Below are 23,374 nucleotides of genomic sequence, written 5' to 3' on the forward strand. Positions count from 1 at the left end.
GAATTCGTAAGCGCTTAGCCGGAACCCTTGCTTCGGGATCGGGATAGCTGTGCGAAGAAGCCTCCGGGTTGGACGGAGGTTTGAGATGGGATTGGACAGCAAAAAGGACGTCCATTTAGACGGCCCATCGGCGGGGTCGGTGAGCCGGCTGGAAGTTCTTGAAGGCCGTCGGGGCGCCGCCTGCGTTCGGAAGCTGCGAGAGCTCGGATCGTCGCCGAGAGTCTGTTGCCCGGTGCCGCTGGAGGAGCGTGTCAATCGCTGGCGGTCAATGATGCATAAGATTGACTCCTATACCATCCACGACTGGTCGGCTGACTACCTCCGGGAATTGGATAAAAGTCGCATCACCGTTCCGGCTGACCAGTTCCACCATCTGGGTCTCGGCTGGACCAACGAGGCCCGGATGCCGCTCTATCAAGATTATGCAGCGGCGCTGTCCGCCTATAACGAGATCGATCCCGCAGCTGGCGCCTTAGCCTATGCAGATTTGAAGTCGGCTTTTGAGGCATTGGCGGTTCCGCTGAAGCATACACAGGACAGGCTCTGGGATTCTTGCAGCGCCACCAGCTTTACAAGACACCGCCTCCACGCCACCCTTGCAGAGTTCGACGTCTACCACGGAAGATACAGCACGACCTTAAGTTTCATGATTATGACCTTCGATCTCAGCCGTTGGGAATTCCAGAGGTCGTGTCCCAAGAAGTGGTGTAGCTGATGAGCAAAGTCGCCCGCCCGCGCGCCCTCCGATAGCGCCGTAGCGGGCGGGCGGCTTTGCGGGTGGTCACCGATGATTCGTCGGTAAGGTTTGGATTGCGACAGCCAACCTGATTCGAGGAACCACCGATGACCGACGACATGATGAACTTGCGCGCGCTCGTAGAGAAGACCCCTGATGCCGATCTGTTGCGCGAGATGATCGGCTTTGCCGCCCACCGGCTGATGGAGCTGGAGGTCGAAGGCCTGACCGGAGCCGCTTACGGCGAGAAGAGCCAGGAGCGTCAGGTCCAGCGCAACGGCTACCGCGATCGGAGCTGGGAGACCCGCGCCGGCACGGTCGAGCTGCGTATTCCCAAGCTGCGCAAGGGCTCCTACTTCCCGGGTTTCCTCGAGCCGCGGCGGATGGCCGAGAAGGCACTCACCGCCGTGGTGCAGGAAGCCTACGTGCAGGGCGTCTCAACCCGCTCCGTCGACGATCTGGTGCAGGCGATGGGCATGAGCGGCATCTCCAAGAGCCAGGTGTCGCGGCTGTGCACCGAGATCGACGACAAGGTGAAGGCCTTCCTCAACCGCCCAATCGAGGGCGACTGGCCGTATTTGTGGATCGATGCCACCTACGTAAAGGTGCGCCAGAACGGGCGCATCGTCTCGGTCGCGGTGATCATTGCGGTGGGTGTCAACAGCGACGGCCGGCGCGAGGTGCTCGGCATGGATATCGGCCCGTCCGAGGCCGAGACGTTCTGGACCGCGTTCCTGCGCAAGCTCGCCCGCCGGGGCTTGCGTGGCGTCAAGTTGGTCGTCTCCGACGCCCACGAGGGCATCAAGGCCACCGTCGCCAAGGTGCTCAACGCCACCTGGCAGCGCTGCCGCGTGCACTTCATGCGCAACGCGCTGGCGCATGCCGGCAAGAGCGGACGGCGCGTCGTCTCCGCCTTCATCGCCACCGCGTTTGCCCAGGACGATGCCGAGGCGGCACGCGCGCAATGGCGGCGCATTGCCGATCAGCTGCGTCCCAAACTGCCCAAGCTCGCGGCGTTCCTCGACGAGGCCGAGACCGATGTGCTGGCCTACATGAGCTTCCCAGCCGCGCACCGGGCCAAGCTGCACTCGACCAATCCGCTCGAACGCGTCAACGGCGAGATCAAGCGGCGGACCGAAGTGGTCGGCATCTTCCCGAACGAGGACGCCATCACCCGCCTGATCGGCGCCATCCTGCTCGAACAGAACGACGAGTGGGCGGTTCAACGCGGTCGCTACATGACACTGGAAACCATCGCCCCGTTGGGCGATGATCCCGCCGTCAGCTTCCCGGCAATCGCCAGCTGACCGATCCGGCCCATGCCGGCGAACGCGGTGAACTGCACTCAGCTACACCACGCCACGGGACACGATCATTCCAGATGGTCAGATTGTTGTGGGAGCAGTGCAGCTTCATCGCTACCGCAAAGGGTCCCGCATAGGGGCCGTCGCCGACCCACTGATCGATGGCGGTGCCAGTGACAGCAATGGGGGCGACAATCTGGCGCGATGCCAAGCAACATGCATTGCCGGTGGATCGACAGCGCATCGTCGGCGCGATCGAGCATTCCTACGGTCCGGCGTGCTCATCTTCCGGACCTCCGTGGTAAAAAAGTCGCGATCGCAAGCATGCCGCTCGCACCGTTATCAAACCACTGGATATAACCCGACATTTTCGGTCCAGCCTCATTGAATGCTCCATCAAGAGCGACGATGAGACAGGCAGGAGGAGAGTGCAGGACCTCGCTTACCGCAGCTGCGGCGGTCCGATATGGCGCCTTCCGCGTTATGCGAATCCACCAAGCAGGCCTGTCTCCCGATTGTCGTTTCTGGTCGGATCTCGCAGCCTAACAATGAAACCATGATCCAGCCAAATTGAGACCGAAATCGCCAATCACATCTCCGGCGCCGTAGAGCGGGGGAGATGTGAGACGTGACGAAAGAGCGCCGAAACAGGGCTGTTCGTATAGCCGAGATTGTGATTGATGGTTCTCCGATGCGCTGTAAGGTGCGCTACCTTACGACTTCCTCCGCAATAGTTCAGACGTTGCATGCTCCGTTTATGCCAGCAGTTTTCGGCCTGCGCATTCCGAGCGTTGGGCATGATTTTTATTGTTCCGTCATCTGGCGTGACGAGCGACGGTTGTGCGTGACATTTCTCAACTGACCGCAAATTTCTTTGTAGAAATATATCCTAACGTTGAACTCGGGCCGTATTTGGTTGTAGGCAGATTTCGGTGCATCACTCGCGCGGGTTCGAGCCCCGCGTAAAAGGCTGTCATTCGGCCCTTTAATTGCGGATTATTGTCAACTCGCTTTTTGAAGCCATTCGGCAAGACAGTAGCGCTTGACCCGTCGGAGCGGGTCGGGTTGCGGAGACGGGGCGAGCGCGGCTGGTAGAGCGATAGCCAGCTCGGTAGTCGTGGGCCGATTGGCCGTTACCTAAATCTCAATGCGATCAGCTGCCCGTCGCTGGGGTCATGGTCCTTTCCGAGGTCGCAAGCGCCTCATGATGATGTCCGGATCGGGTGCCTCATCGTTTGCAACGGCGTGCGGGCGAGCCCGCCACCAGCCGATTGACCGAGGTCACCACGACCACCGTCCCAGCGGGACATCGCCGGGCCCGGCGGACCGGGTCAGGAACTTGCAGAATAAGGTCAGGTCGGCGCGTGGCCCCAGTCGAACGACGTGCCATCGACCCAAATGCAGTGGAGGATCACAGCGATCTTGCGGGCAATGGCGACCTTTGCCTTTTTCATGCCGACGCGCTTCGCGAGCTTCATTCCCCAGGCCTTGAGGGAAGACCATTTTTTGGTCCGATAGAGAAGGACCGTCGCTGCCTCGAATAGGTAGGTTCGGAGAAGCCTGTCGCCCCATCGGAATATCTTGCCACTGGTGTCAGTTTCACCAGATTAGTTGCGCCGAGGTGTGAGGCCGAGATAGGCGCCGACTGTCGAGGCCGATCGGAAGGCGGGACGGGTCATCGATCGTATGGCGGAAGGTCAAGGCAGTAACCACGCCAACAGCAGGAACCGTCATCAGGCGACGCATCGTCTCGTCAGACTTTGCCAATCGGCGGACCTCGTCGTCGAATTTGCTCTGCTCCTGGCAGATATGCTCGTGAATCGACAGGAGTGGCTCGACCACGTTGAGGAGTTGATGATCTTCGCCCAATAGCTCGCCGACCTGGTTACGGAACTGCTGGCCAATCGCGCGAGGGAATAGCAACCCACATTCCTTGATCAGACTGCGGACTTGGTTCTCGATATCCCGCCGCATGGACACAAGGCGAGATCGCGCGACAAGAACCGCTCGAACCTTCTGGCTCTCCTCGCTCTTGACCTTGACTTCTCGATACCATCCAACCCGCACCAGTTCGGCAAGGCCCCGAGCATCATTCCGATCGCTCTTGTTCATGCGGACAGACAGTGCTGCGTGTGCATGCCTTGCATCGATGCAAACGACGGGGAGTTCAACCCTACGAAGCTCGTGCCAAAGCCAGCTTGCCATCGCGCCCGTCTCAAAGCCGATTCGCTCCGCCAATGGCGCATGCTTGCGAAGCAGCTTGGACAGATCGCCGGGATCAGACTTGGCCTTCCCTTCAAAACTCGCTTGACCGGTCTCGTTGACTACGTAAACCGAAGTCTCTCTTTGCGAGACATCCAGGCCGAGGTATTGCCTCATGACAGCTCCTCCGAATCGGTTGATTGCGAGAGCTCGACGATAACGGAGCTTTTGTGCCCCGGGTGCTGACCGCAATTACGTCATCGTCTTCCTTTAATTATGGTTTGTTGTCGAGCTTACATGTATCAGCCGGAGCGCCGTCTCCGCAACGTCGACCAGCTCCGACGGCACAGGCGCTACCAGGTCCTTTCCGAGGTCGCGCAGCCCCTCATGATGATGTCCGGGTCGGACGCCTCAACGTCTGCAGCGGAGTACAGTCAAGCCGACACCAGCCGAATGAACGAGGTCGCCACAACACCGTCCCAAGGGGACATCGCCAGTCCGGCAGACCGGACCAAGAACTTTACAAAATCGGATCAGGCTTCGTTCGCCAGGCCCCGGTCGAACGATGTGCCGTCGACCCAGATGCAGTGCAGAACAACGGCGACCTTGCGCGCGATGGCGACCTTCGCCTTCCTCATGCCAATTCTCTTAGAATGGACGCTGTGTGCAGCAGCCTTGGTCTTAAATGGTGCATAGTGCTATCCCCGACACGCAAGAACACGACGTTGGTCGCGTCGGCGGGCGGCGCGGCAGGCCGCCTGGACGCAGCGGACGCTGACATGTTCGCTTGGGTCTTGGCCTGGAAATAGAGCCCCGGCCGTGTTCACGTCCAGTACGCACGCAGAATATCCGAGCAACGAGCCAGATTGTCTGGGAGCGTCGAACTCCAGGGCGAGCTCGGCGAGGACGCTGTCGGTGCGGTTCAGAATGCTGGCACGGGTGTCGCAGAGACGCTTTCATCACAACCTAAGCTGACTCCTCCGGCTACGTGGAACGGCTTTGGTATGTCGCAACGACCCGCGCCCGCGACCTGCTCGTGATCCCCGACCTGCCCGGCGCTCCATCACGGTCGTGGTCGCGGGTGATGGATCTCGGGCAAAAGCAACTTTACGAGATTCGAGCCGACTTGTTGCCTGAGCCCATCCTGAGCGCTGCGCAGTCCGTCGCTAACGATCAGACCCCGACAGTATTCGCTGTTGAAGGCCAGAGACTGGCCGAGGCCTCACCGCCGATCATATGGGACCGTCCGAGTGAACGGGACACCGACCGCAGCTCTGACATGGTCGATATGTTCGTCGTCGATGCGGCATCCGACGAGCCACAGCGCATTGTTGGGGCGGGCTCACTCCGTGGCACGGTCCTGCACAAGCTGATGGAAGAGCTGCTCACAGGTGAACTTGGACGCATCCCTGATGAGGTCATCCGGCGCGCAGCCGAACTCCTTGCTCGGCTGCAATCCACGGACGAGACGGATGCTGCAAGGCCGGATTCGAACGAGATGGCGGAGACGGCGCTGCGCACATTGGCTCTGCCGGAGCTCACACACTTCCTCGCGCAACTGGTGCCTGAAGTCCCACTCTGGACTGCAAAGCCGCCGCATTTTCTTGCCGGCCGTGCAGACGCTGCCGAGGGGGAGCGCATCGCGCTTGTCGTTGACTGGAAGTCTGATGTCAACCGCCACGGCGGCGGCACACAGTGATGGGGTGGACGCCCCTCGACGGCATGGATGTGCCAAAGTGAAGGGCGTTGAACCGTCACAAATGAGGAAGCGTCCATGAACGAAGTTAGCACGATTGGACTAGACTTGGCGAAACATGTGTTTCAGGCACATGGCGCAGACGCTAGCGGCAGTGTTGTTTTCCGCAAACAGCTGCGTCGTGACAAAGTGCTGGGTTTCTTCGCCCAGCAACCTGCGTGCCTGGTAGCGATGGAAGCCTGCGCCAGCGCTCATTACTGGGCTCGTGAGCTTGGCAAGCTGGGTCACACCGTGCGTCTCATTCCACCGTCCTATGTAAAGCCGTTTGTTAAGCGTCAGAAAAACGATATGGCCGATGCAGAAGCGATTTGCGAAGCGGCCCAACGCCCCACCATGCGCTTTGCCGCCGTGAAGAGTGAAGACCAGCAGGCGAGCGCGGTCGTGTTTCGCGCTCGCGATCTTTTGGTCAGGCAACGTACTCAGATCATAAACGCGTTGCGAGGTCACCTCGCCGAATAGGCCTGGTCGTTGCAAAGGGAACGTCCAATGTCGCCGCGCTGGTTGAGCACGCGCAAGCTTCCGGGAGCAGCGTGTCAACGGCGGCGCACCCGGCGCTCGATATCCTTGTCAAGATCCTGGGGGTGCTGGAAGAGCAAATCAAGCACCTCGATATTGAGATCGCGCGACGAGCCCGAGAAGAGGAAGTTGCCCGGCGACTTATGACCGTTCCTGGCATCGGCCCAATCACGGCGACAGCTCTGATGGCGCTAGCGCCTGCCCCTGAAAACTTCAAACGTGGCCGGGATTTCGCCGCGTGGTTAGGGTTGACGCCGCTGCAACGTTTCACTGGTGGAAAACAGAAGCTCGGCCAAATATCGAAAATGGGTGAGCGAACACTACGGCGTCTCCTCATCATCGGGGCGAGTGCGGTGGTGAAGCTGGCTCGCCGACGCGGTGCATCGCAAGGGAGATGGCTGGGGCGCATGCTCGCTCGTAAGCCGCCCATGCTTGTCGCGGTGGCTCTTGCCAACAAGATGGCCCGTACCGTTTGGGCTTTGATGGCCAACGGTGGGGTCTACAAAGCTCCGGTCGCAGCGGCTTAATCGCTAATCCGCCCGACCAGAGGTCGTCGAGGAGGTAGGAAGGTCAAACGGAAGGTACGGCGCAACAGTCGATGAGACGGGGTCAGGAAAACCAGTACATGCCAGGTGCTTCCAAGTACGCCGCTGTGATTTGGACCTGATCCGCGAACTCCCATACGGGCCCGCGACATATGACGGTCGCAATAAAGGCCGGACAGATGTCAGCACCCGACTACGCGCAACACCTGATCGAAAGAGTCTTCCACCGGGGCGCCCACAGATGGGCATGTGGCTCAGCTGCGCGACTACCTGCGCGTCACAGGCACCGAACGGGGCGCTATCGTCTACATGTCCGCAGGACAAGTGTCCTGGGTCGCACTTGCTTAGCACTCTCACCACGGCGGATTGAGAATCGGCTAGGGCGAGCAAACCAAAACCCGGCACGATCCCCGGGTCATCGCGACGTAGAGATTGCGCGCGTTGAGCGCGCCAGCATTGAGGACGACCGAGATGTCGGCTTCGAAACCTTTCAGTAGGAGGGTGCTCCCGACGGAACGCTTGGCGAGCGGCCGGCCCATGAGCCGAGATTGTTCGCGGATCGTCACGGTCGCCTCTTGGAACGATGGACCGCCGGGAGAGGCTGCAAGTTGCAGAGCTCAGGATTGACACCAGGTCTGGGCTGCAAGGGCCTGGTCGCTCAACAACCTATGCCGAGACGTGGGGCAGGTCGATGAATATCCCAACCAATGTGCCGCTGAATTGGCTCTCACGGGCAAAGTGCGCATTGCACCGATCGACGATAGCGTGACAGACGACGAGCAGGGCACGATTGATCTCTATTTCCGCAGGGGCCTGATCGGGCAGAAGCTCGATGCCGCAACAATAGTCGATTCGTCCTTGTCGGGAGCGATTGTCAAAGGCTCAGCTTTGTAAAGTCGAGCTCTGTCTCAAGGTGTGATGCTATCGCCTGAACGTGGATGAATGGACATAACCAGGGACGTTCTAGGGCTTGCACACCACAGGCTGCACGAACTCGGTGCGAGCTATCACCATACGCCAGTTCACTCCTTTCCCGTTGAACGCAAGCATGGAGAGGGGGAGAACTGGATCAACGAGATCCTGCTGTTCGTTTCCGGTTGCCTCCGCGTCGGCAGCGGCGCTCCAAAGCTTGTTTTAGCAGCTGGGCAACACGGGCGAGACAGCTTGCCGTCAGCTTGGCCAAGTACCTTGGCAACGGGGGGACGACACAGCCTTAGCGCAAGGGAGCTCGAGATGCTCAACCGGATCAGCCACTCATCAGTACTTGCTGGCCAAACTGATGAGCTAAGCAAGCCGGCAAACGATGACAGGTTTGATAAAGCTCTTGCGGCTCTGCCCGAAAGAATGGGGTGCTGCACCAGTAAGGCAGATGCCGCGGATCCAGCCAACCCCAGCACATCCTCTCCACCTAGGATGAGCATCTTCCTGTCCCAACACATGACGGCCGAATTGCAGGGCGCGAACAGAACTAACATCTGTGTTGGACTCACTGCAGCATGGCTCGGCAATCTCCCGAACAGCCCGAGATCCCGAATGACTGCGCTGCTACCCGGCTCCGACGGACACCGTTCAGCGGCTGTGTACCAGCGGAACTATGAGAGCCTTGTGCGATTTTTGCGGGGCGAGGAGATTGAAAGGTCTGAGGCGGGTTTTCGTGCAAGGGCCACCGTGTTGAGGGACGCTGGTTTGCTTCCGTCTGAGACAGGGAACACATACACATTTGGCGATGCAGCGAGCTTCTCGGAATTAGCGGGCAAAATCACCGCCGATGGAAGAGCGTATTCGCTCAGCTTGTGTTTCGAGCGGGGTGGACGACGCGAAAGACACTTGGTTGCGACATCAGCGTCGGACGGAATGGTCACTCTGTTCGATCCAAACTACGGAGAATTTGCTGTTCCACAGGAGCAGATCAGTGACTTGTTCGAAAACCTCGCCAATCGTTACAGAAACCCCAATGGATTGGAATTGCTGAGCATCACCACGCAAAGGGTACGAACCGATTAAGGCCTTGCAGTAGGCCACGACCGGATGCGCAGCGTCATCGGTGACAACGACGCCGTCGTCACTGTCGCCGCCACCGTCTTGTGGATGCGATAAGTGTCCACATTGCCTAGCGTGGCACAGCTCCATCGCTGAGAAGCGGTGAATGAGCAGATTGTGGGCCGCTGGGCATCTCGGCGATTTCCTGCGCTAAATCGCGACACAACGCAGCAAAGCTGCGCATGTGCTAAGAAAGACGCGCGGCACGAACGTATGGCAGTGGACCGGGCGTCTTGGCCGCTGCCCAGGCGCCAGGAATGCAGTCCCGTTCCACGCCAGCATGCCGCCGTGCTCGGGGCGGCTGCGAGATCGGTGGCCGGGACGGAAGAATGGCCCGCGGCGCTGCCGAACAAAAGAATGGACGCTACGCGATTTCCGCAATCGTCATCTCGGCTCGAGCTCGCGGCTCAGGGTATGCATCGGCCAGAAGCCGAGTGCGCCATCGGCGATGACGAGCCCCGGCGGCACGTCGAGACATGCTGCTTGCCTTCTACGACTTCCCGGCCGAGCACTGGAAACACTTGCGGACGACGGATGAGATGGACAAGCGATCCGACGCGCCCGGTCCAGTCGACGCGAAGGCGTACACGGTGTTGCCGTGCCATTCCGAGATTTGAAGGTCGCTCTCACGCAATCGCGTCCAGAGTGCGCCAATGTCGTCGTTGTCCCTGGCAAGCTCTGCTTTCATCCACGGCCGGTATTCTGCGATCCGCGTCGCGTCGGCCGCGATCACCGAGCGCGTGTCGCGCCAATACCGGTCGTCGATGCTGACCGCCGAAAAGGAAAATCCGGGAAACGCCTCTGTCAGCGCGGCTGCCAGCGCCGTTTCGTCAGCTCCGGTTGGAAGACGTGTGAGGAGGCCCTCGATCGTGGCGGGATCGGGCAGTCGTGCTGGAACATTCTCCGGAGGTGTCAATCGGGATTGGACTGGGACCCCCGATCGGCGTCCAAAGGGGGCTCTGACGCAATTTTGGTGCAGCTCCGATTATTCTGCGCCGATTAATCTGGCCTGAAGCAGATCGATTTTTCCGCGACTGTACATCTGTCGTCTGGCGAGCTTGAGGCGGGTGATCTGACCTTCAGTCTGCCCGTTGGACCAAGGCGAAGTGATTGCCGCCCGAACCGCCGCTTCATCCTTTGCGACGCCGCTGGCGAACGAGGCAACAAGACTGGCACGGGCGCGTTCGATCCACGGCGTGAGCCCTGCGTCGGCCTTGCGCCGGATCATCCTGTGGAACTCCGCGATGATCTCGCGTGTCTCGACCAGCGTTGGTACGCCAGCTTCGATTGCCGCGACCGTGACGGACTCCGCTTTCGTAAGCAAATCCCGCCCGATTGTCATGAGGCGCGCAATTGTTCTGGCTGACGGGATCCGCGCAAGAATTTGTGCGTCGGCTTTTTCGGCCCGTCGCCTACGGGTCGCCCACTCGCTGATAGCGCGGAGCGAGCCTCGGAAGCCGCGCCCCGTTAACCGGCGCCAAAGTTCAGCTCCGTTGCGGCAGCCGGATGCCCACTGATCGTCGAGCCATGGCAAATGCAAGTCCAACGAACTTTGCCGGGTCCGGAAGACATCGCTTCGTTCGCCCCGGATCACCTGTCGTACCAGCTTCCTGCTGTGACCAGTCTGGCGCACAATCTGCTTGATGGGTATGCCATTCTTCGACAGAGCCAGGATAGCCGCATTGGTCTCCTCGCGGTACAGATAACCATCATACTGGATCCGCTCTGCGGCTGTTAGCAGCTTGGGATCAATCGTGGTCGCACCGATCACTGTGCGTATCTGGCGCATCGATTTGCGAACAGCATCGAGGAAGGCGCGACTGGCGTTCTCTATCAGATGCCAGCGATCTGCGACCTGTACCGCGTGCGGCAAGGCTTTTGCTGTTGCTTGGCCATATCCTCCGCCGCGGTCACGGGCAACGATCGCGATCGTGGGATGAGCAGCGAGCCAGGCTTGGGCAGTTGCGGGCTCCCACGACGCATCACCGGAAAGCCGGCCGCTGCTCGATGAAGGAACGGCGGTGTGAAGTAGACCGGTGATCGGCCGTGCTCAAGGCTGGCGCGCTGCGCCACCGCCTTCGGCGGCTGGCGGCCTTGACCACGCCCGATCACCGGTCTGTTGGCTTGGCAAGCGCTCGGTCGAGGACCGAAAGCGACATCGGCGCGCTCGGAATGCCCACCAGTTGTGCGACCGGCTTCCTTCGCTCCCCTGGCTAGGGAGCAAAATAGATGAGGCAACAAGAGGTCTATCGGGAACATCGCTACATGCGGCAATACGAGGTCTCACCTTGATCGCCGCCGCCCAACAGAACTCGATTCGAGCCGAGTTTATCAAGTTGTGCGCTCCGGAGAGGAGCGCACTGAACTGCGCGCGATCACCAGCCCCGACCTATCAGCTCACCTGTCTGCCATTCATACGCGGGCGTCAGGCTCCGGACAGCTAAGCTGTCTACAGGCGGGTAAGGTCAAATTGACCTGAACACAATGCAACGTATGATTCATAGGAGTGCGCTCGTCATGTACGGTCGAATTAACAATTGGTCCGGGAATGAAAGCTATCATTGGGGAAATGCTGAGCATTCCGATACTGAAGGCCAAGACTTCGCGGATGCGTTCGCTAGAATGCGATTGCAGGATTCCGCTGACAGCTCATCTTCGCATCCGAATTATTCCCTCGTTTCAAGACCTCCCGTGTTCGAGATCGATCAAGCGACATTCAGGAGAGAAGCGAGGAACTTTCACGGCGACGCAATCAACCGAATCGCCAATAATCCTCAGGAGTACTCTGAGTTTGTATCCGAAAGAGCTAGGCGCACAGCAGACGTTGCCGAGAAGTACGCCGTCAGAAGAGATTCCGAGGACGCCCGATACTACAGCTACCAATTAGGAAATACGTGTGTCGGCCTCCAAAGGACGGAACGGGGATTCAGCATGACGGAGTTCGAAAGCGATAGGTGGCGAGACCAGTTCCCTGGAAGAAGTGAAGTCACCTCAATTGTCGATTTTCAGGTGGCTCATCCGCTTGCCACTAATGCTGGCGATATTCTGCTCGAGCATCAACTTCGGCAAGACGGCGAACGACCGTTGGTGAACTGGCGTCCTGCTAATCCAGAAGCGAAAGCCCGCGCAAAAGCCATGGGATTCGTTGAAGTGGATGAGGACGACATGGTGCTCGATCCCACCCAGTCCGGAAAGTGGGAGCTAAACAGCGATGGTGAATGGCAGCGTGCAACTAGTGCTCGGCGCTATCTCTCCAAAGCGGACAGTGATACTGAAACTGCAGCAGATTCCGACGAGGACGGTGACTTTATGTAACGCGGATCTGTAAGCGTTCGTGTTGCGGCAGGCGGCGGAGCAACGTAAGTCGACATCGTCGGCTTACGTTGAGTCTTCGGCGGAGTGAAACCGACCGCTTCGACAGGATGAGATGCCTGGTAACAACGGCACCGTGCGCTTGTGAGAGTTGCGCGGCGATGAATAGCTCAACAAAAGCCCTGGCTTCGAGCCGGGGCTTGTATTGCTCGACGGACTGCCTCCGTCGTGGTGGCGCAGCCGTGTAAAACTTGTCCCATAGCGCATCCTTCGAATCGTGCGATAAGAATGCACCGTCAAAGCCTGGGACTAAACACCTAGTTACCTGACCATCCTCATTTACAAGTTGGAATGCCGGGCCCTGCCCCGATCTCAACCGTGGGCAAGGCTTTTTTTTGCGCAATGGTCGGCGCCACAGCGGGAGGATGGTATCGTAGCCCAGCGCCGTGAATGCAGGGCAATCGACAGACGAGTTAGCGAACCCGGTCGTGGTCGAGTAGCTCAGCCATTTGGCTTTCGCCCTCACAGATCCGGGCAGGCGGCTTTCCCGCACCCGGCTCTTCCCGAGGGTAACCCGCGTCATATCCGCGCCTGCGCCCAAGTGCGAGTGATGCGTGGACCGGGCAGACGGAAGCGTGCCGTCAGGGTCTCGAACTCCGACCAGCCCATGCGCCGACTTTTCTGGCTGCGCCGTCTCAGACAGCGCATCCACGTCCGACGCACTTCGCGGTAGAAGCCGTTGAGCGCTGGATAATTGTGCGGCCTGCCGTAGTAGCCATAGTGTCCTCGCAGAACAGCGGCGAACCACTCGTGCTGCGTGGCCAGTGACTCGTGCATGAGCCGCCAGGCGTCCTGGCGCAACGCCGTCAGCTTGCGCGTCAGGCGTTTCCCTTCCGTCTTGTGCTTCACCATGAACCGGCCGTCCCGGGTCCGCCCGCAGTAGTGGGTGAAGCCGAGGAAGGCGAAGGTCTCGGGCCGCCGCTCGCCGCGCCGCTGACGCGAGAGGGCCGCTAACCGGCCAAACTCGATCAGCCTCGTCTTGTCCTCATGTAGCGTCAGGCCGAAGTTGGCGAGCCGCGCCTTGAGGGCCAAGAGCATCTCCTGCGCATCCGCCTTGCTCTCGAAGCCCATGACGAAGTCGTCGGCATAGCGCACGGTCACAACGCGACCGCGTGCATGGCGACGGCGCCATTGGTGGGCCCAGAGATCGAGGACGTAGTGCAGGAAGACGTTGGCGAGGAGCGGGCTGATGCCCGCCCCTTGCGGAGTACCCCTGTCCGTTTCTTGCTTCTCGCCGCTCTCCAGAACACCGGCCCGCAGCCACAGCCCGATGAGCCGTAGAATGCGAGGATCGGCGATCCTGTGCGCCACCATCCGCAACAGCCACTCGTGGTCGACCGAGTCGAAGAAGCTGCGTATGTCGGCATCGAGCACCCAGTTCACACGCTGGCTCATGATCGCCGTATGCAGGGCATCAAGCGCCATGTGCGGGTTGCGCCCCGGCCGGAAGCCGTAGGAGAAGCCGAGGAAGTCGGCCTTATAGATGGCGCTCAACATCTCGGCCACGGCGCTTTGGACAATCTTGTCCTCTAGCGCCGGCGCCCCGAGAGGTCGCTTACCGCCATCGGCTTTTGGGATGTAGACTCGCCGCACCGGCTGTGGCCGGTAGCGACCAGTGTGGACTCGTGCGCAGAGGTCACGGATGTTATCCGTGAGCCCCTCTTCGTACTTCGCCACCGTTACCCCATCGACCCCCGCGCTGGCCTGCCGCTTTTGTCGTCGAAAAGCCCGAAGCAGAGCGTCCTCGTCGATGTGATGCAGCAGGGCCGTGAACCGGGTTTGGGCGGCTTGGCTGGCCGCCGCGTTCACCCGCTCGAGGTTCGGCGGCAAGGCGACCCGGCTCTGTGTCCGGACCCTGGCCTTCTCGCGCGGGCTCCCCTCGGGCTGGCCCCTTCCCTCCATACGTCTCGTTTCCTTCGACGACTTCATAGGTACTATGGACCAGTCCGACTCCCGACCTCAGCTCGGACAACGGCTCTGGCAGTGCCTTGCCGCTGTCCCCCACTGGAGACCAATCCAATGGACCCGGTCGGGCCTCTCATGTTCCGATGATTGCCTTCCATGCGTGATGCGGCCATCGACCCCGACGGAGCGGCATCGTCTCGCGTATCGACGATGCTCGTGCAGCCTTCGTGCTTAGGGAACACACTCGGCCTCCGCGAACATCCACCTTTCGAGGCTCATTCCCGCACCCCGCATGGCTCCTGTCTACACTTCAGACCCCGCGTGCCCGCGACGCCCGCAAGACTCGGTCCCGGCTTGCCTGCTACGGCTTTGGCCGGATGGGACTTGCACCCACAAGCACTCATCAGCTTGGCATGACGTACTCCCCGGTGGTGGTGTAGCTCGGTAGAGCAAAGCCGCCCGGACGCGCGCTCTCACATAGCGCCGTAGCGGGCGGGCGGCTTTGCGGTGGTCATCGGCAGTTCTCCGGTAGAATCGGGTTGCGACACGCCAACGCAACCGAGGAACCACCCGACGACATGATGAACCTGCGAACACTCGTGGAGAAGACCCCTGATGCGGATTTGTTGCGCGAGATGATCGGCTTTGCCGCCCAGCGCCTGATGGAGCTGGAGGTCGAAAGCCAGACCGGAGCAGGCTACGGCGAGAAGAACCCCGAGCGTCTGGCCCAGCGCAACGGCTACCGCGGCCGGACCTGGGAGACCCGGGCCGGTACGGTCGAACTGCGTATTCCCAAGCTGCGCAAGGGCTCCTATTTCCCGGGCTTCTTAGAGCCGCGCCGGATGGCCGAGAAGGCGCTCACCGCCGTTGTCCAGGAAGCCTATCTGCAAGGCGTTTCAACCCGCTCGGTGGATGACCTGGTGCAGGCCATGGGCATGACCGGCATCTCGAAGAGCCAAGTGAGCCGGCTGTGCGGTGAGATCGATGACAAGGTGAACGCCTTCCTCGGCCGTCCGATCGAGGGCGACTGGCCGTATCTGTGGATCGACGCCACTACGTGAAGGTGGGCCAGAACGGGCGCATCGTGTCGGTGGCGGCGATCGTCGCAGTTGGTGTCAACAGCGACGTCCGGCGCGAGGTTCTCGACATGGACTTCGGGCCATCCGAAGCCGAGACGTTCTGGACCGCGTTCTTGCGCAAGCTCGCCCGCCGCGGCCTGCGCGGCGTCAATTTCGTCGTGTCCGACGCCCACGAGGGCATCAAGGCCACCGTCGCCAAGGTGCTCAACGCCAGCTGGCAGCGCCGCCGCGTGGGGGTGTTGAAGAACCGCGACGGCGCTGATTCACTCCATGTGAAGGTGAGTCGCGATAGGATCAAGGGCGATGCTGGGATGCAAGGAACGCGGGCAACTCGAACTGTTCATCACCAGCTCGCTACGCCAGCTTGTCCCCGACGATCACATCCTAGCCAAGGCTGATCGGATGCTGGATCTCTCCTGGCTTCGCGGCGAAGTGGCGGGCCTCTACTGGAACGACAATGGCCGGCCGGGGATTGATCCGGAGGCTGCGCTTCGGCTGATGCTGGCTGGGTTTCTCCTGGGCGTCGTTCACGATCGGCGCCTCCTGCGGGAGGCCCAGGTCAACATCGCGATCCGCTGGTTCATCGGCTACGACCTTCACGAGGTTCTGCCTGACCATTCTTCGCTAACCCGCATACGCCAGCGTTGGGGCGCTGATCGTTTCCGCCGCATCTTCGAACGAACCGTTCAAGCCTGCCTCGTGGCGAAGATCGCCACTGGAGAGATCGTGCACATCGACGCCTCCCTGAGCGCAGCGCGCAGGTTCATCCGATGCTGCGCAGTGATGACGGCTACTACGAAGAGGATAGCGCCTGGGCGATCGTCGCCAGCACTTTTCCGCATCTGTTCACGAGCCACGAGCGGCGTGCCGCCGAGCGCACGATCAAGGACAACCGGCCGGATGCATGGGAAGCGATCTCCGGCACGATCCTCGGCTCTGGCGAGTCCTACGAGAAAGATCGCCGGGCCTTCGAGCAGACGCATGCCGATGACTGGATCGTCATCTCGGCGATCAGCTCCAGCCACCAGAAGGGGTTCGTCGAGTGCGTGGCCACATCCGGTGGCCGGCGCGGGGCCGGCACGGAGGAGCGGCGCTTTCTCGTGCCGTCTTGCAAATACGAAGTCGGGCGTTTCGGCTTTGTGGTCGATCCGGAGCGTCACCATGTTTGCGGCGGACCATCGGACTTCATCGGCTAGCAGCGGAGGGCATCGTGACGCTCGCTTCCGTTTGCCTCGTTCAACTCGCACGCAGGGAGGAAGCGCGGCGACAAATCCAACGCCAGCTTGACCTGATCGACAGGCAGATCATGCAGCGGATGACAGCGATGATTCCGCGGCTCAAGCCAAAAGGCACGCGCTACCGGCGCGGCAAGGCTCCGGATCCGACTGCATTGCTCGAGCAATATCGCTCGCGCCTCGCGGCAATTGCGGCCGAGCGCCAGCCGGAGATCGACGCGCTTTCGCGAAAGTTCGCCCGGCAGGATGCGGCCGTCGAGGCGTACTGCCTGCGCCAGGGGTTTGTGCGCGACCATGGCGGTGCCCCTAAACAATCGTCTCCCGGTCCGGTCGATCGCCGGGGCCCTGGGCTAACATCGCGCAGGCAGATCGAGGGCGGCCATCGCTGACGCCACGCATGCTGCGACATCGCCGAATTCGATGAATGGATCGCACAAGCAGGCAACAGCGAGCTCAGGAGCTTCGCCAACGACATCGCGCGCGACATCGACGCAGTCTAAGCGGCAATAACTACCTCCTGGACGACCAGTCCGGTCGAAGGCCAGATCAGCAGGATCAAAGCCATCGAAAGACAAATGTATGGCCGGGCAGGCTACCCACTATTGCGTCGACGCGTCCTCCTGGCTGCTTGAGAGCGATCGGGCAACCAATCCAACCATCGATCGCTCATGCTGCACCAAATGTGCGGAAGAACCCCTGATTGTCGGGCTATAGACAAGGCTGATTTTAAAGCAAGACGTCTCTGTTCTGGTCGGGCGTGTCGGCACCGAGGTGCAAGCTTTAGGGATCCGACCTGCAGCGCATGCGGTTTCAACCAGAGTTACTGCCGATCCACAGCAACTCGCGCAGGAGATTGAAGACGGCTGCGGAACGTCCAACATCATCGTTCGATAGCGGACGTTCCGCAGCCGGCAGGTTCCAACGCGCGGGCTTCGAGCGGATGGCGGCCGAGGTCTGCCTCGGCAAGGTCGGCGCAGTCTGCGCGGGAGGCCTCGCGCTTCGCGCGCAATATCCGGTTGGCAACAGCTGATTGAGATGTGCCGCTCAGAAACAGCCCCTGAGTCGATTTTGCAGTGCCTGCCGGTCGGCGACGAGGTTACGCAGCCCGGCTGGCGGCTGTCTCTGCGCCAATCGTCCAACCAGCGTCCTCGTGGCGTCCACCAAGAAGACGCCGCAATCAAACCTGTTCTGCTGCTGGGCCATGGGGGCTAACTCTAGGCGGGCACCCAGCCGTTGTGCGAGCATTGCTGCAACATCACCGTTTCGTTTTCGGAGTGAGTCGTAATGATAGGCGACCGGGCTTTCCCGATCGCGACGATCAACGAACAGCAGCGACCAATGGGTGCCGCGGTGATCAGGGTCGGTCGCACTGGCATCATTCACGGGCAGGAACAGGAAGTCGGCGACGTCTGTTCCATTCCGATCAAAGACCATGCGCTGGAAGGCCGATAGCGAGACATCGGGGGCGCCCAAGCGCAGATGATAGTTGGCTATGAGAGGATCCGCGAACCGCGTCCGTGCGGCCAAATCCGGATTGTCCGTCTGCAACTCCTGCTCCAGGAGCGCATAATCCGCCGCAATATGCTCATCGCCGAGCCACTCCTCGTCGCCGAGTGCTAGACCGCTGCGGCCGTGCAGCGACCCTGCCTGAGCTGACGTGCCAATCGGAGCATCCGAGGAAGAGGTCGGAGACGCCCGCACAGAATGAGCCTCATCGCTTAGCCCAGACGGCGTAGGCGTAGTCAGGTCAACCAAAGAGAGGCCGCGGTAGCTGCCTGTTGGAGCCCTAGCAGACAGCGCAGGCGCAAAGTGAGCATCATCGCGCAACTCCGAGGGCGTCGGCGCATTCAGATCAACAAACGACGCAAGTCCGCCGTAGGTGTCTGAGCGAGCTCTGGCAATTGATGGCGAAGTGGGTTCTTGCATCTGCTGCCTCAACAGAGCCCAAGCTCCCTCGCTCGGGGTAGGCGGGGTTGCGGGAAGCGTCTGCGGCGAGCTGGGCCACCCAGCGCCCCTGGCTGGCAAAGCGGACTGCTGAGGCGCTTGTAGCCCCAGGGCTTGGTTCGCTCCGACGAGTTCTAAGTAGCTTCGAAGATGCGACAAATCGGTATAGTGTAACGTGCGCCCAGCGAGCTTGAATGCGACCACATCGTCGCGCAGCCCAAATGCCTCCTGATTGGAACGGTTAAGGCGGCCAGCCATGCTCTCCCTACCAGTTTCCTTAAGCCAGGCACTCAGGTTACGAAGACGCGTAGCCCGCATCTGCGCAGATCGCCTTAGCTCCGCCGTCGGGGTTCTAAGATATTTCAAGGCTTGGCCGAGCGCGCCATCGATGAGAGCGGCGTCTTGAGGATACAAACCGGCATCCCCTGAGCGGCTTGCGCCAGAGGCGGCCACCGCGAGCCGAAACTCGTCAATCATATTCAACCCACCCATGAGCGGTGAATCGTTCGGAAACAGCTCTTTGGCGCGCCTGATCAGTGTTTCGTGATCTAGACTGACGATGTGGTGGCCCTCCCGGTTGAGCGCTTCAGAAAATCTGCGAAGGCTGGCGCTATAAGCCATGATAGACCCTGCGAGTCGATTGCTGCTGCGAGCTGCGTTCTCGATGAGGGCCTCGTCTTCCGTCGGAATAATTCGCCGGGGCCGCCGGGGCCTCCTACGGGCCGGGTCAAGATACTCCGCAAGACAGCGGACGGCCGTCCTAAATCCAGGGTTAGTGTATTTTCCTGCGCAAACCACTAGCGAATCGTAGTCGAGCGCGGAAATCGATTGACCATTGCGCGCAAGATCGTTCCCTAGCCGACGAAGACGGGTTGTATACTTATGGACCGTCGTCGCGCTTAATCCCCCGCGCTCACCGGCTGACTGCATGGCATTGTCGATGAGGGAGGCGTCTTCATTAGAGAGATGAGGGGGAGACCGGTCTCGCTGTTGCCCGATCAACTGTTTCGAAAGCTTCTCGGGCGCGACGGCGAGCATCGGCCCTTGACCAGCTTCCCCCTGGTTATGCAATGAGCTGCTTGCGCCAGATGAGGCCCGCCGAAACTCGTCGATGACCTTCAATCCCTGAAAGAGGCACCCATCGTTCGGAAGCAGCTCTTTGGCGCGCCTGACGAGTGTTTCATGATCTAGCTTAGTGATTTGGTGGCCCTCGCGGTTTAGCGCCTCAGAAAATCTGCGAAGGCTGGCGCTATAATTCTTGGTAGCCATTTCGGATCGATGGCTGTTGCGAGCTGCGTCCTTGATGAGGGCCTCATCTTCCGCCGAAATACGGCGGCGCCGGCCACGCTGTGAGACGGGGGCCGCATCGACTTGTCGCGCCTCGTCCAAGCGCTGCTCAAAGCTGGGATGCGAAGCCTCGTCCGCTTGCCGCCCCTGACCTGCCTGTTGCTCTGCCAACGCGGAGTCATCCCAACCTTGCCGGTCCGAAAGGAATGGATTGAATCTGCTGGCATCCATAGCGACCTCGACTCGACTTTAGGAAAGACACAGCAGCCTACCGTTGCAGCCTGACGACAGGCTGACGACCATGCCAGCGTTCGCTTTGGGAATTAGCGCTTCGACACCTCCTTGCTCGTTGAGGGCGATAGCGGCTTCGGGAACTTCACAGCGCATCTTGGCACGCAAGCTCCGTTAACTTGGCGCAGCCGGTGTCCGCTCGATAACAGCCGCTGTCCGACGATGAGGTCGCCTCTTGGCAAGTGCCATACCTCCGCAATTGCCGAATTCTCTGGCGGCCGCGGGCAGTGAAATATCACGGAGCACTGTATCAATATTCATTCGGTCGAGTGCATCACGCATGCTGATCGCTTCTGGGCAAACACTGGCTCCGTGATCCGCATGGCGTTCGTGTGCGTTCTATTCGCCGTTGAGTGCAAATGTCCAAGCCGCTTCGCCGCCGAAGCACAGCGGGTGCCATTTCTAATTCCGTCGACCCCAGATTGCTGAAGCCCACGCTTCCGACGATCATCAGCGGTAATTTCGGCGCGGCAATGGTCGGCATAGGTCCTCGCTGTCTATCCTGCCAAAGCCATCACCTCACGTTCTCCCAAGTTGCGAACCGGACGCTTCTCATCGGGGACGCGGTCGCACGGCGGCCTGCTTGAGGAAAATCCGTGTCGCGACAGCCCGGATCCGTTGCTGCCTGATCGGGAGGGCAGGGAATGCCAGGCATCATCTCCGATGTTTTCGCGACGGGCGCACCATCTGCGTCCTCGATTAAGGCTGGTCTGACCGAGGGTCGATTCCGCTTCGCGCGCTCTCGATCTCATCCCCGCAACGTCCGTCCTCGACTTTCTTCTACTGCCGGCATCGCGATGCAAGAAGGTCGCGGCCGGCCGCCCTCCATTTCATTGCGGCCCTTCGGGTGCAGGTCGATTGCCTCCGGTCTTTCGACCGCCATCAAGGTCGCGGTTGGCGCGGCCCGAGAAAACACAGGATGAGACAATGGCTACGATCGGCACCTTCACCTCGATCGTTAACGGCTTTTCGGGGACCATCAGGACTTGAAATGGACCCCGGTTTGGGACCAGAGGCAAAGTTGGAAAACGGCCGCTCCGTTGATAGACGGAGGGCATGATGGCGAAGAAGACACGACGGAAGATCGACGCGGCGTTGAAGGCAAAGATCGCGCTGGAAGCCGAGCGGGAGCAGGCGACGGTGGTCGATCTGGCCGAGCGCTATGAGGTTCACCCGAACCAGATCTATGCCTGGAAGAAGCAGCAGCTGGACCATGCGGCTCAGGCTTTTGACGCGGGTCTCGGACGGGAGAGCGAGGACGTGCGCGAACGCGAGATCGAGAAGCTGCACGCCAAGGTCGGACAACTGAAAGTCGATCGCGATTTTTTAGCACGGATAAGTTGTTCGCATGACCTTCATTTCGGAATTTATTCCTAGGCCAGAAGGCTTTGCGATCGCATCTGGACTTCACCGGGCGGTTGCCCATTGTGCCGATTCCCTGGCATTTCCATGCCTGTCCGGTCCCCGAAAGTCTCACCCTGAATTGAGCTGCTCGACCAGGGGCAGGGAGCCCACACTGACTGGAACTTGAACGAGTTTCGTTTATTTCACCTGTTGCGTTTATTTCGATTATCGCCTACATACAAGGCCTCCAGGGGAGAAGCTACAATGACGATGCCAGCGTATGCCGAAGAGCTGGGAGGTACTCGCCTGCCTTCCGCGAGCGAGAAGGCGGCAGCCAACCAGCTCCGCCAGATACTCGCGTCGCATGCGACAGGAGATGCCAAACTGCGCGTGCTCGATGATACGCAAAAGGCCGCTGAGATCACCTTGTCACCGGCCCTGTCGAGTCTCTTGATGGAATTGCTGCGGCATATCGGTCGCGGCGATGCGGTGACGCTCGTGCCTGTGCATGAGATGTTGACTACCCAGCAAGCTGCCGACATCCTGAATGTCTCGCGTCCGTTTCTGGTCTCGCTGCTCGAGAAGAACGAAATTCAGCACGTGACAGTGGGACGTCATCGCAGGATTAGGGCGGAGGACCTCTTCGCCTATAAGCGCATGCGTGATGAGAAGCGGGGCAACGCGCTTGCGAATCTCGCTGAGCGGGACGCGGAGCACCTGTAAGCTTGTTTGCAAACCGCTTCACCGCATTCATCGATGCGTGCTCGCTTGCGAGCGCGCTCAAAAGGAACCTGCTTCTCTCCTTGGCGGAGGCGGAGTTTTTTCGTCTCCGCTGGTCGAGCCGCGTCCTGGATGAGACCGAGGCAGCCATCGAGGAAATTTTGCGCGGCAAAGGCTTGGACGATGCAACGGCGCGCGCGGAGCGGGCGCGCGCCAGCATGGAAGCTGCCTTCGAAGACGCCATGGTTACAGATTTTGACAACTTCTTGTCGGTTGCGGCGGGTCTGCCCGATCCCGGCGATCACCACGTTGTTGCTGCGGCGGCCAAGACGCAGGCCGCAATGATCGTAACTGAAAACCTTAAGGACTTTCCAGCGACAGTTCTTTCCGACCTGAACATGGAGGCGAAAACCGCTGACGCTTTCATTGCGGAGATCGTGTCCCGTGGCGTGGTGTAGCTGAGTGCAGTTCACCGCGTTCGCCGGCATGGGCCGGATCGGTCAGCTGGCGATTGCCGGGAAGCTGACGGCGGGATCATCGCCCAACGGGGCGATGGTTTCCAGTGTCATGTAGCGACCGCGTTGAACCGCCCACTCGTCGTTCTGTTCGAGCAGGATGGCGCCGATCAGGCGGGTGATGGCGTCCTCGTTCGGGAAGATGCCGACCACTTCGGTCCGCCGCTTGATCTCGCCGTTGACGCGTTCGAGCGGATTGGTCGAGTGCAGCTTGGCCCGGTGCGCGGCTGGGAAGCTCATGTAGGCCAGCACATCGGTCTCGGCCTCGTCGAGGAACGCCGCGAGCTTGGGCAGTTTGGGACGCAGCTGATCGGCAATGCGCCGCCATTGCGCGCGTGCCGCCTCGGCATCGTCCTGGGCAAACGCGGTGGCGATGAAGGCGGAGACGACGCGCCGTCCGCTCTTGCCGGCATGCGCCAGCGCGTTGCGCATGAAGTGCACGCGGCAGCGCTGCCAGGTGGCGTTGAGCACCTTGGCGACGGTGGCCTTGATGCCCTCGTGGGCGTCGGAGACGACCAACTTGACGCCACGCAAGCCCCGGCGGGCGAGCTTGCGCAGGAACGCGGTCCAGAACGTCTCGGCC

The 23,374-nt window shown here is 60.6% G+C and carries 15 protein-coding genes and 7 pseudogenes; 14 read left to right on the forward strand and 8 right to left on the reverse strand.

The features are described from left to right. Positions 1 to 85: 85 nt before the first annotated feature. Together BDOA9_RS39235 and BDOA9_RS36385 are read left to right on the forward strand one after the other, a co-directional pair. Positions 86 to 715, forward strand: coding sequence for a hypothetical protein (locus BDOA9_RS39235; RefSeq protein ID WP_244521641.1), 630 nt, complete (start codon positions 86 to 88; stop codon positions 713 to 715). A 128-nt stretch (positions 716 to 843) separates the two neighbouring features. Beyond that, positions 844 to 2,043 (forward strand): IS256 family transposase, encoded by a 1,200-nt coding sequence (locus BDOA9_RS36385; protein ID WP_025032487.1) that lies wholly within the window; start codon positions 844 to 846, stop codon positions 2,041 to 2,043. A gap of 1,349 nt (positions 2,044 to 3,392) precedes the next feature. On the opposite strand, the pseudogene BDOA9_RS36395 reads toward BDOA9_RS36385, so the two are convergent. Both BDOA9_RS36395 and BDOA9_RS38630 read right to left on the reverse strand, forming a co-directional pair. Further along, positions 3,393 to 4,419 (reverse strand): annotated as a pseudogene (locus BDOA9_RS36395) (IS110 family transposase). Positions 4,420 to 4,775: 356 nt separating this feature from the next. After that, positions 4,776 to 4,895, reverse strand: a pseudogene (locus BDOA9_RS38630) (IS110 family transposase); the annotation flags it as partial. A gap of 383 nt (positions 4,896 to 5,278) precedes the next feature. On the opposite strand from BDOA9_RS38630, the gene BDOA9_RS36405 reads away from it, so the two are divergent. Both BDOA9_RS36405 and BDOA9_RS37510 read left to right on the forward strand, forming a co-directional pair. After that, the gene (locus BDOA9_RS36405) at positions 5,279 to 5,941 is read left to right on the forward strand and encodes a hypothetical protein (RefSeq protein WP_152033760.1); all 663 of its coding nucleotides are present in this window, start codon (positions 5,279 to 5,281) and stop codon (positions 5,939 to 5,941) included. Between the two features lie 75 nt (positions 5,942 to 6,016). Continuing rightward, a pseudogene (locus tag BDOA9_RS37510) lies at positions 6,017 to 7,041 on the forward strand (IS110 family transposase). Positions 7,042 to 7,436: 395 nt separating this feature from the next. Here the strand turns inward: BDOA9_RS37510 and BDOA9_RS37515 are convergent. Beyond that, positions 7,437 to 7,625, reverse strand: coding sequence for a hypothetical protein (locus BDOA9_RS37515; protein WP_192859691.1), 189 nt, complete (start codon positions 7,623 to 7,625; stop codon positions 7,437 to 7,439). 112 nt (positions 7,626 to 7,737) lie between these two features. Here BDOA9_RS37515 and BDOA9_RS37520 point away from each other — a divergent pair, with 112 nt between their 5' ends. Further along, positions 7,738 to 7,953, forward strand: a complete 216-nt coding sequence (locus tag BDOA9_RS37520) for a hypothetical protein (RefSeq protein ID WP_042337087.1) — start codon at positions 7,738 to 7,740, stop codon at positions 7,951 to 7,953. 339 nt (positions 7,954 to 8,292) lie between these two features. Then, a complete protein-coding gene (locus BDOA9_RS36580; protein WP_025038834.1) occupies positions 8,293 to 9,063 on the forward strand; it encodes a YopT-type cysteine protease domain-containing protein in 771 nt (256 codons plus the stop codon). 526 nt (positions 9,064 to 9,589) lie between these two features. On the opposite strand, the gene BDOA9_RS36425 is transcribed toward BDOA9_RS36580, so the two are convergent. Together BDOA9_RS36425 and BDOA9_RS36430 are read right to left on the reverse strand one after the other, a co-directional pair. After that, entirely contained in the window at positions 9,590 to 10,015 is a 426-nt protein-coding gene (locus tag BDOA9_RS36425) for a hypothetical protein (RefSeq protein WP_025038835.1), read from the reverse strand. A gap of 69 nt (positions 10,016 to 10,084) precedes the next feature. Then, positions 10,085 to 11,071 (reverse strand): annotated as a pseudogene (locus tag BDOA9_RS36430) (transposase); the annotation flags it as partial. A 959-nt stretch (positions 11,072 to 12,030) separates the two neighbouring features. Here BDOA9_RS36430 and BDOA9_RS40000 point away from each other — a divergent pair. Further along, entirely contained in the window at positions 12,031 to 12,414 is a 384-nt protein-coding gene (locus BDOA9_RS40000; RefSeq protein ID WP_042337227.1) for a hypothetical protein, read from the forward strand. Between the two features lie 576 nt (positions 12,415 to 12,990). On the opposite strand, the gene ltrA is transcribed toward BDOA9_RS40000, so the two are convergent. After that, a complete protein-coding gene (gene ltrA, locus BDOA9_RS36440; RefSeq protein ID WP_025038838.1) occupies positions 12,991 to 14,400 on the reverse strand; it encodes a group II intron reverse transcriptase/maturase in 1,410 nt (469 codons plus the stop codon). Between the two features lie 554 nt (positions 14,401 to 14,954). Here ltrA and BDOA9_RS36445 point away from each other — a divergent pair. The 4 genes and pseudogenes from BDOA9_RS36445 to BDOA9_RS37535 all read left to right on the forward strand — a co-directional run. Beyond that, positions 14,955 to 15,703, forward strand: a pseudogene (locus BDOA9_RS36445) (IS256 family transposase); the annotation flags it as partial. Between the two features lie 55 nt (positions 15,704 to 15,758). Beyond that, positions 15,759 to 16,211, forward strand: a pseudogene (locus BDOA9_RS37530) (transposase); the annotation flags it as partial. Then, a pseudogene (locus BDOA9_RS36455) lies at positions 16,202 to 16,651 on the forward strand (DUF7007 domain-containing protein); the annotation flags it as partial. The pseudogenes BDOA9_RS37530 and BDOA9_RS36455, both read left to right, overlap by 10 nt. 14 nt (positions 16,652 to 16,665) lie before the next feature. Then, positions 16,666 to 17,079, forward strand: a complete 414-nt coding sequence (locus BDOA9_RS37535; protein WP_025038840.1) for a hypothetical protein — start codon at positions 16,666 to 16,668, stop codon at positions 17,077 to 17,079. A 655-nt stretch (positions 17,080 to 17,734) separates the two neighbouring features. On the opposite strand, the gene BDOA9_RS37550 is transcribed toward BDOA9_RS37535, so the two are convergent. Further along, positions 17,735 to 20,152, reverse strand: a complete 2,418-nt coding sequence (locus tag BDOA9_RS37550) for a Ulp1 family isopeptidase (RefSeq protein ID WP_025038841.1) — start codon at positions 20,150 to 20,152, stop codon at positions 17,735 to 17,737. Positions 20,153 to 21,268: 1,116 nt separating this feature from the next. On the opposite strand from BDOA9_RS37550, the gene BDOA9_RS36470 reads away from it, so the two are divergent. The 3 genes from BDOA9_RS36470 to BDOA9_RS36480 all read left to right on the forward strand — a co-directional run bounded on the left by BDOA9_RS36470 (position 21,269) and on the right by BDOA9_RS36480 (position 22,734). Further along, positions 21,269 to 21,589, forward strand: coding sequence for a transposase (locus BDOA9_RS36470; RefSeq protein WP_152033762.1), 321 nt, complete (start codon positions 21,269 to 21,271; stop codon positions 21,587 to 21,589). Between the two features lie 231 nt (positions 21,590 to 21,820). Beyond that, positions 21,821 to 22,279 (forward strand): helix-turn-helix domain-containing protein, encoded by a 459-nt coding sequence (locus tag BDOA9_RS36475; RefSeq protein ID WP_025038843.1) that lies wholly within the window; start codon positions 21,821 to 21,823, stop codon positions 22,277 to 22,279. Between the two features lie 2 nt (positions 22,280 to 22,281). Further along, a complete protein-coding gene (locus BDOA9_RS36480) occupies positions 22,282 to 22,734 on the forward strand; it encodes a PIN domain-containing protein (RefSeq protein ID WP_042337232.1) in 453 nt (150 codons plus the stop codon). 42 nt (positions 22,735 to 22,776) lie between these two features. Here BDOA9_RS36480 and BDOA9_RS36485 read toward each other — a convergent pair. Next, a partial coding sequence (locus BDOA9_RS36485; protein WP_025038844.1) for an IS256 family transposase occupies positions 22,777 to 23,374 on the reverse strand: 598 nt, incomplete at its 5' end.

Source organism: Bradyrhizobium sp. DOA9 (genome assembly GCF_000617845.2).
In the GTDB taxonomy this organism is placed as follows: Bacteria; Pseudomonadota; Alphaproteobacteria; order Rhizobiales; family Xanthobacteraceae; genus Bradyrhizobium.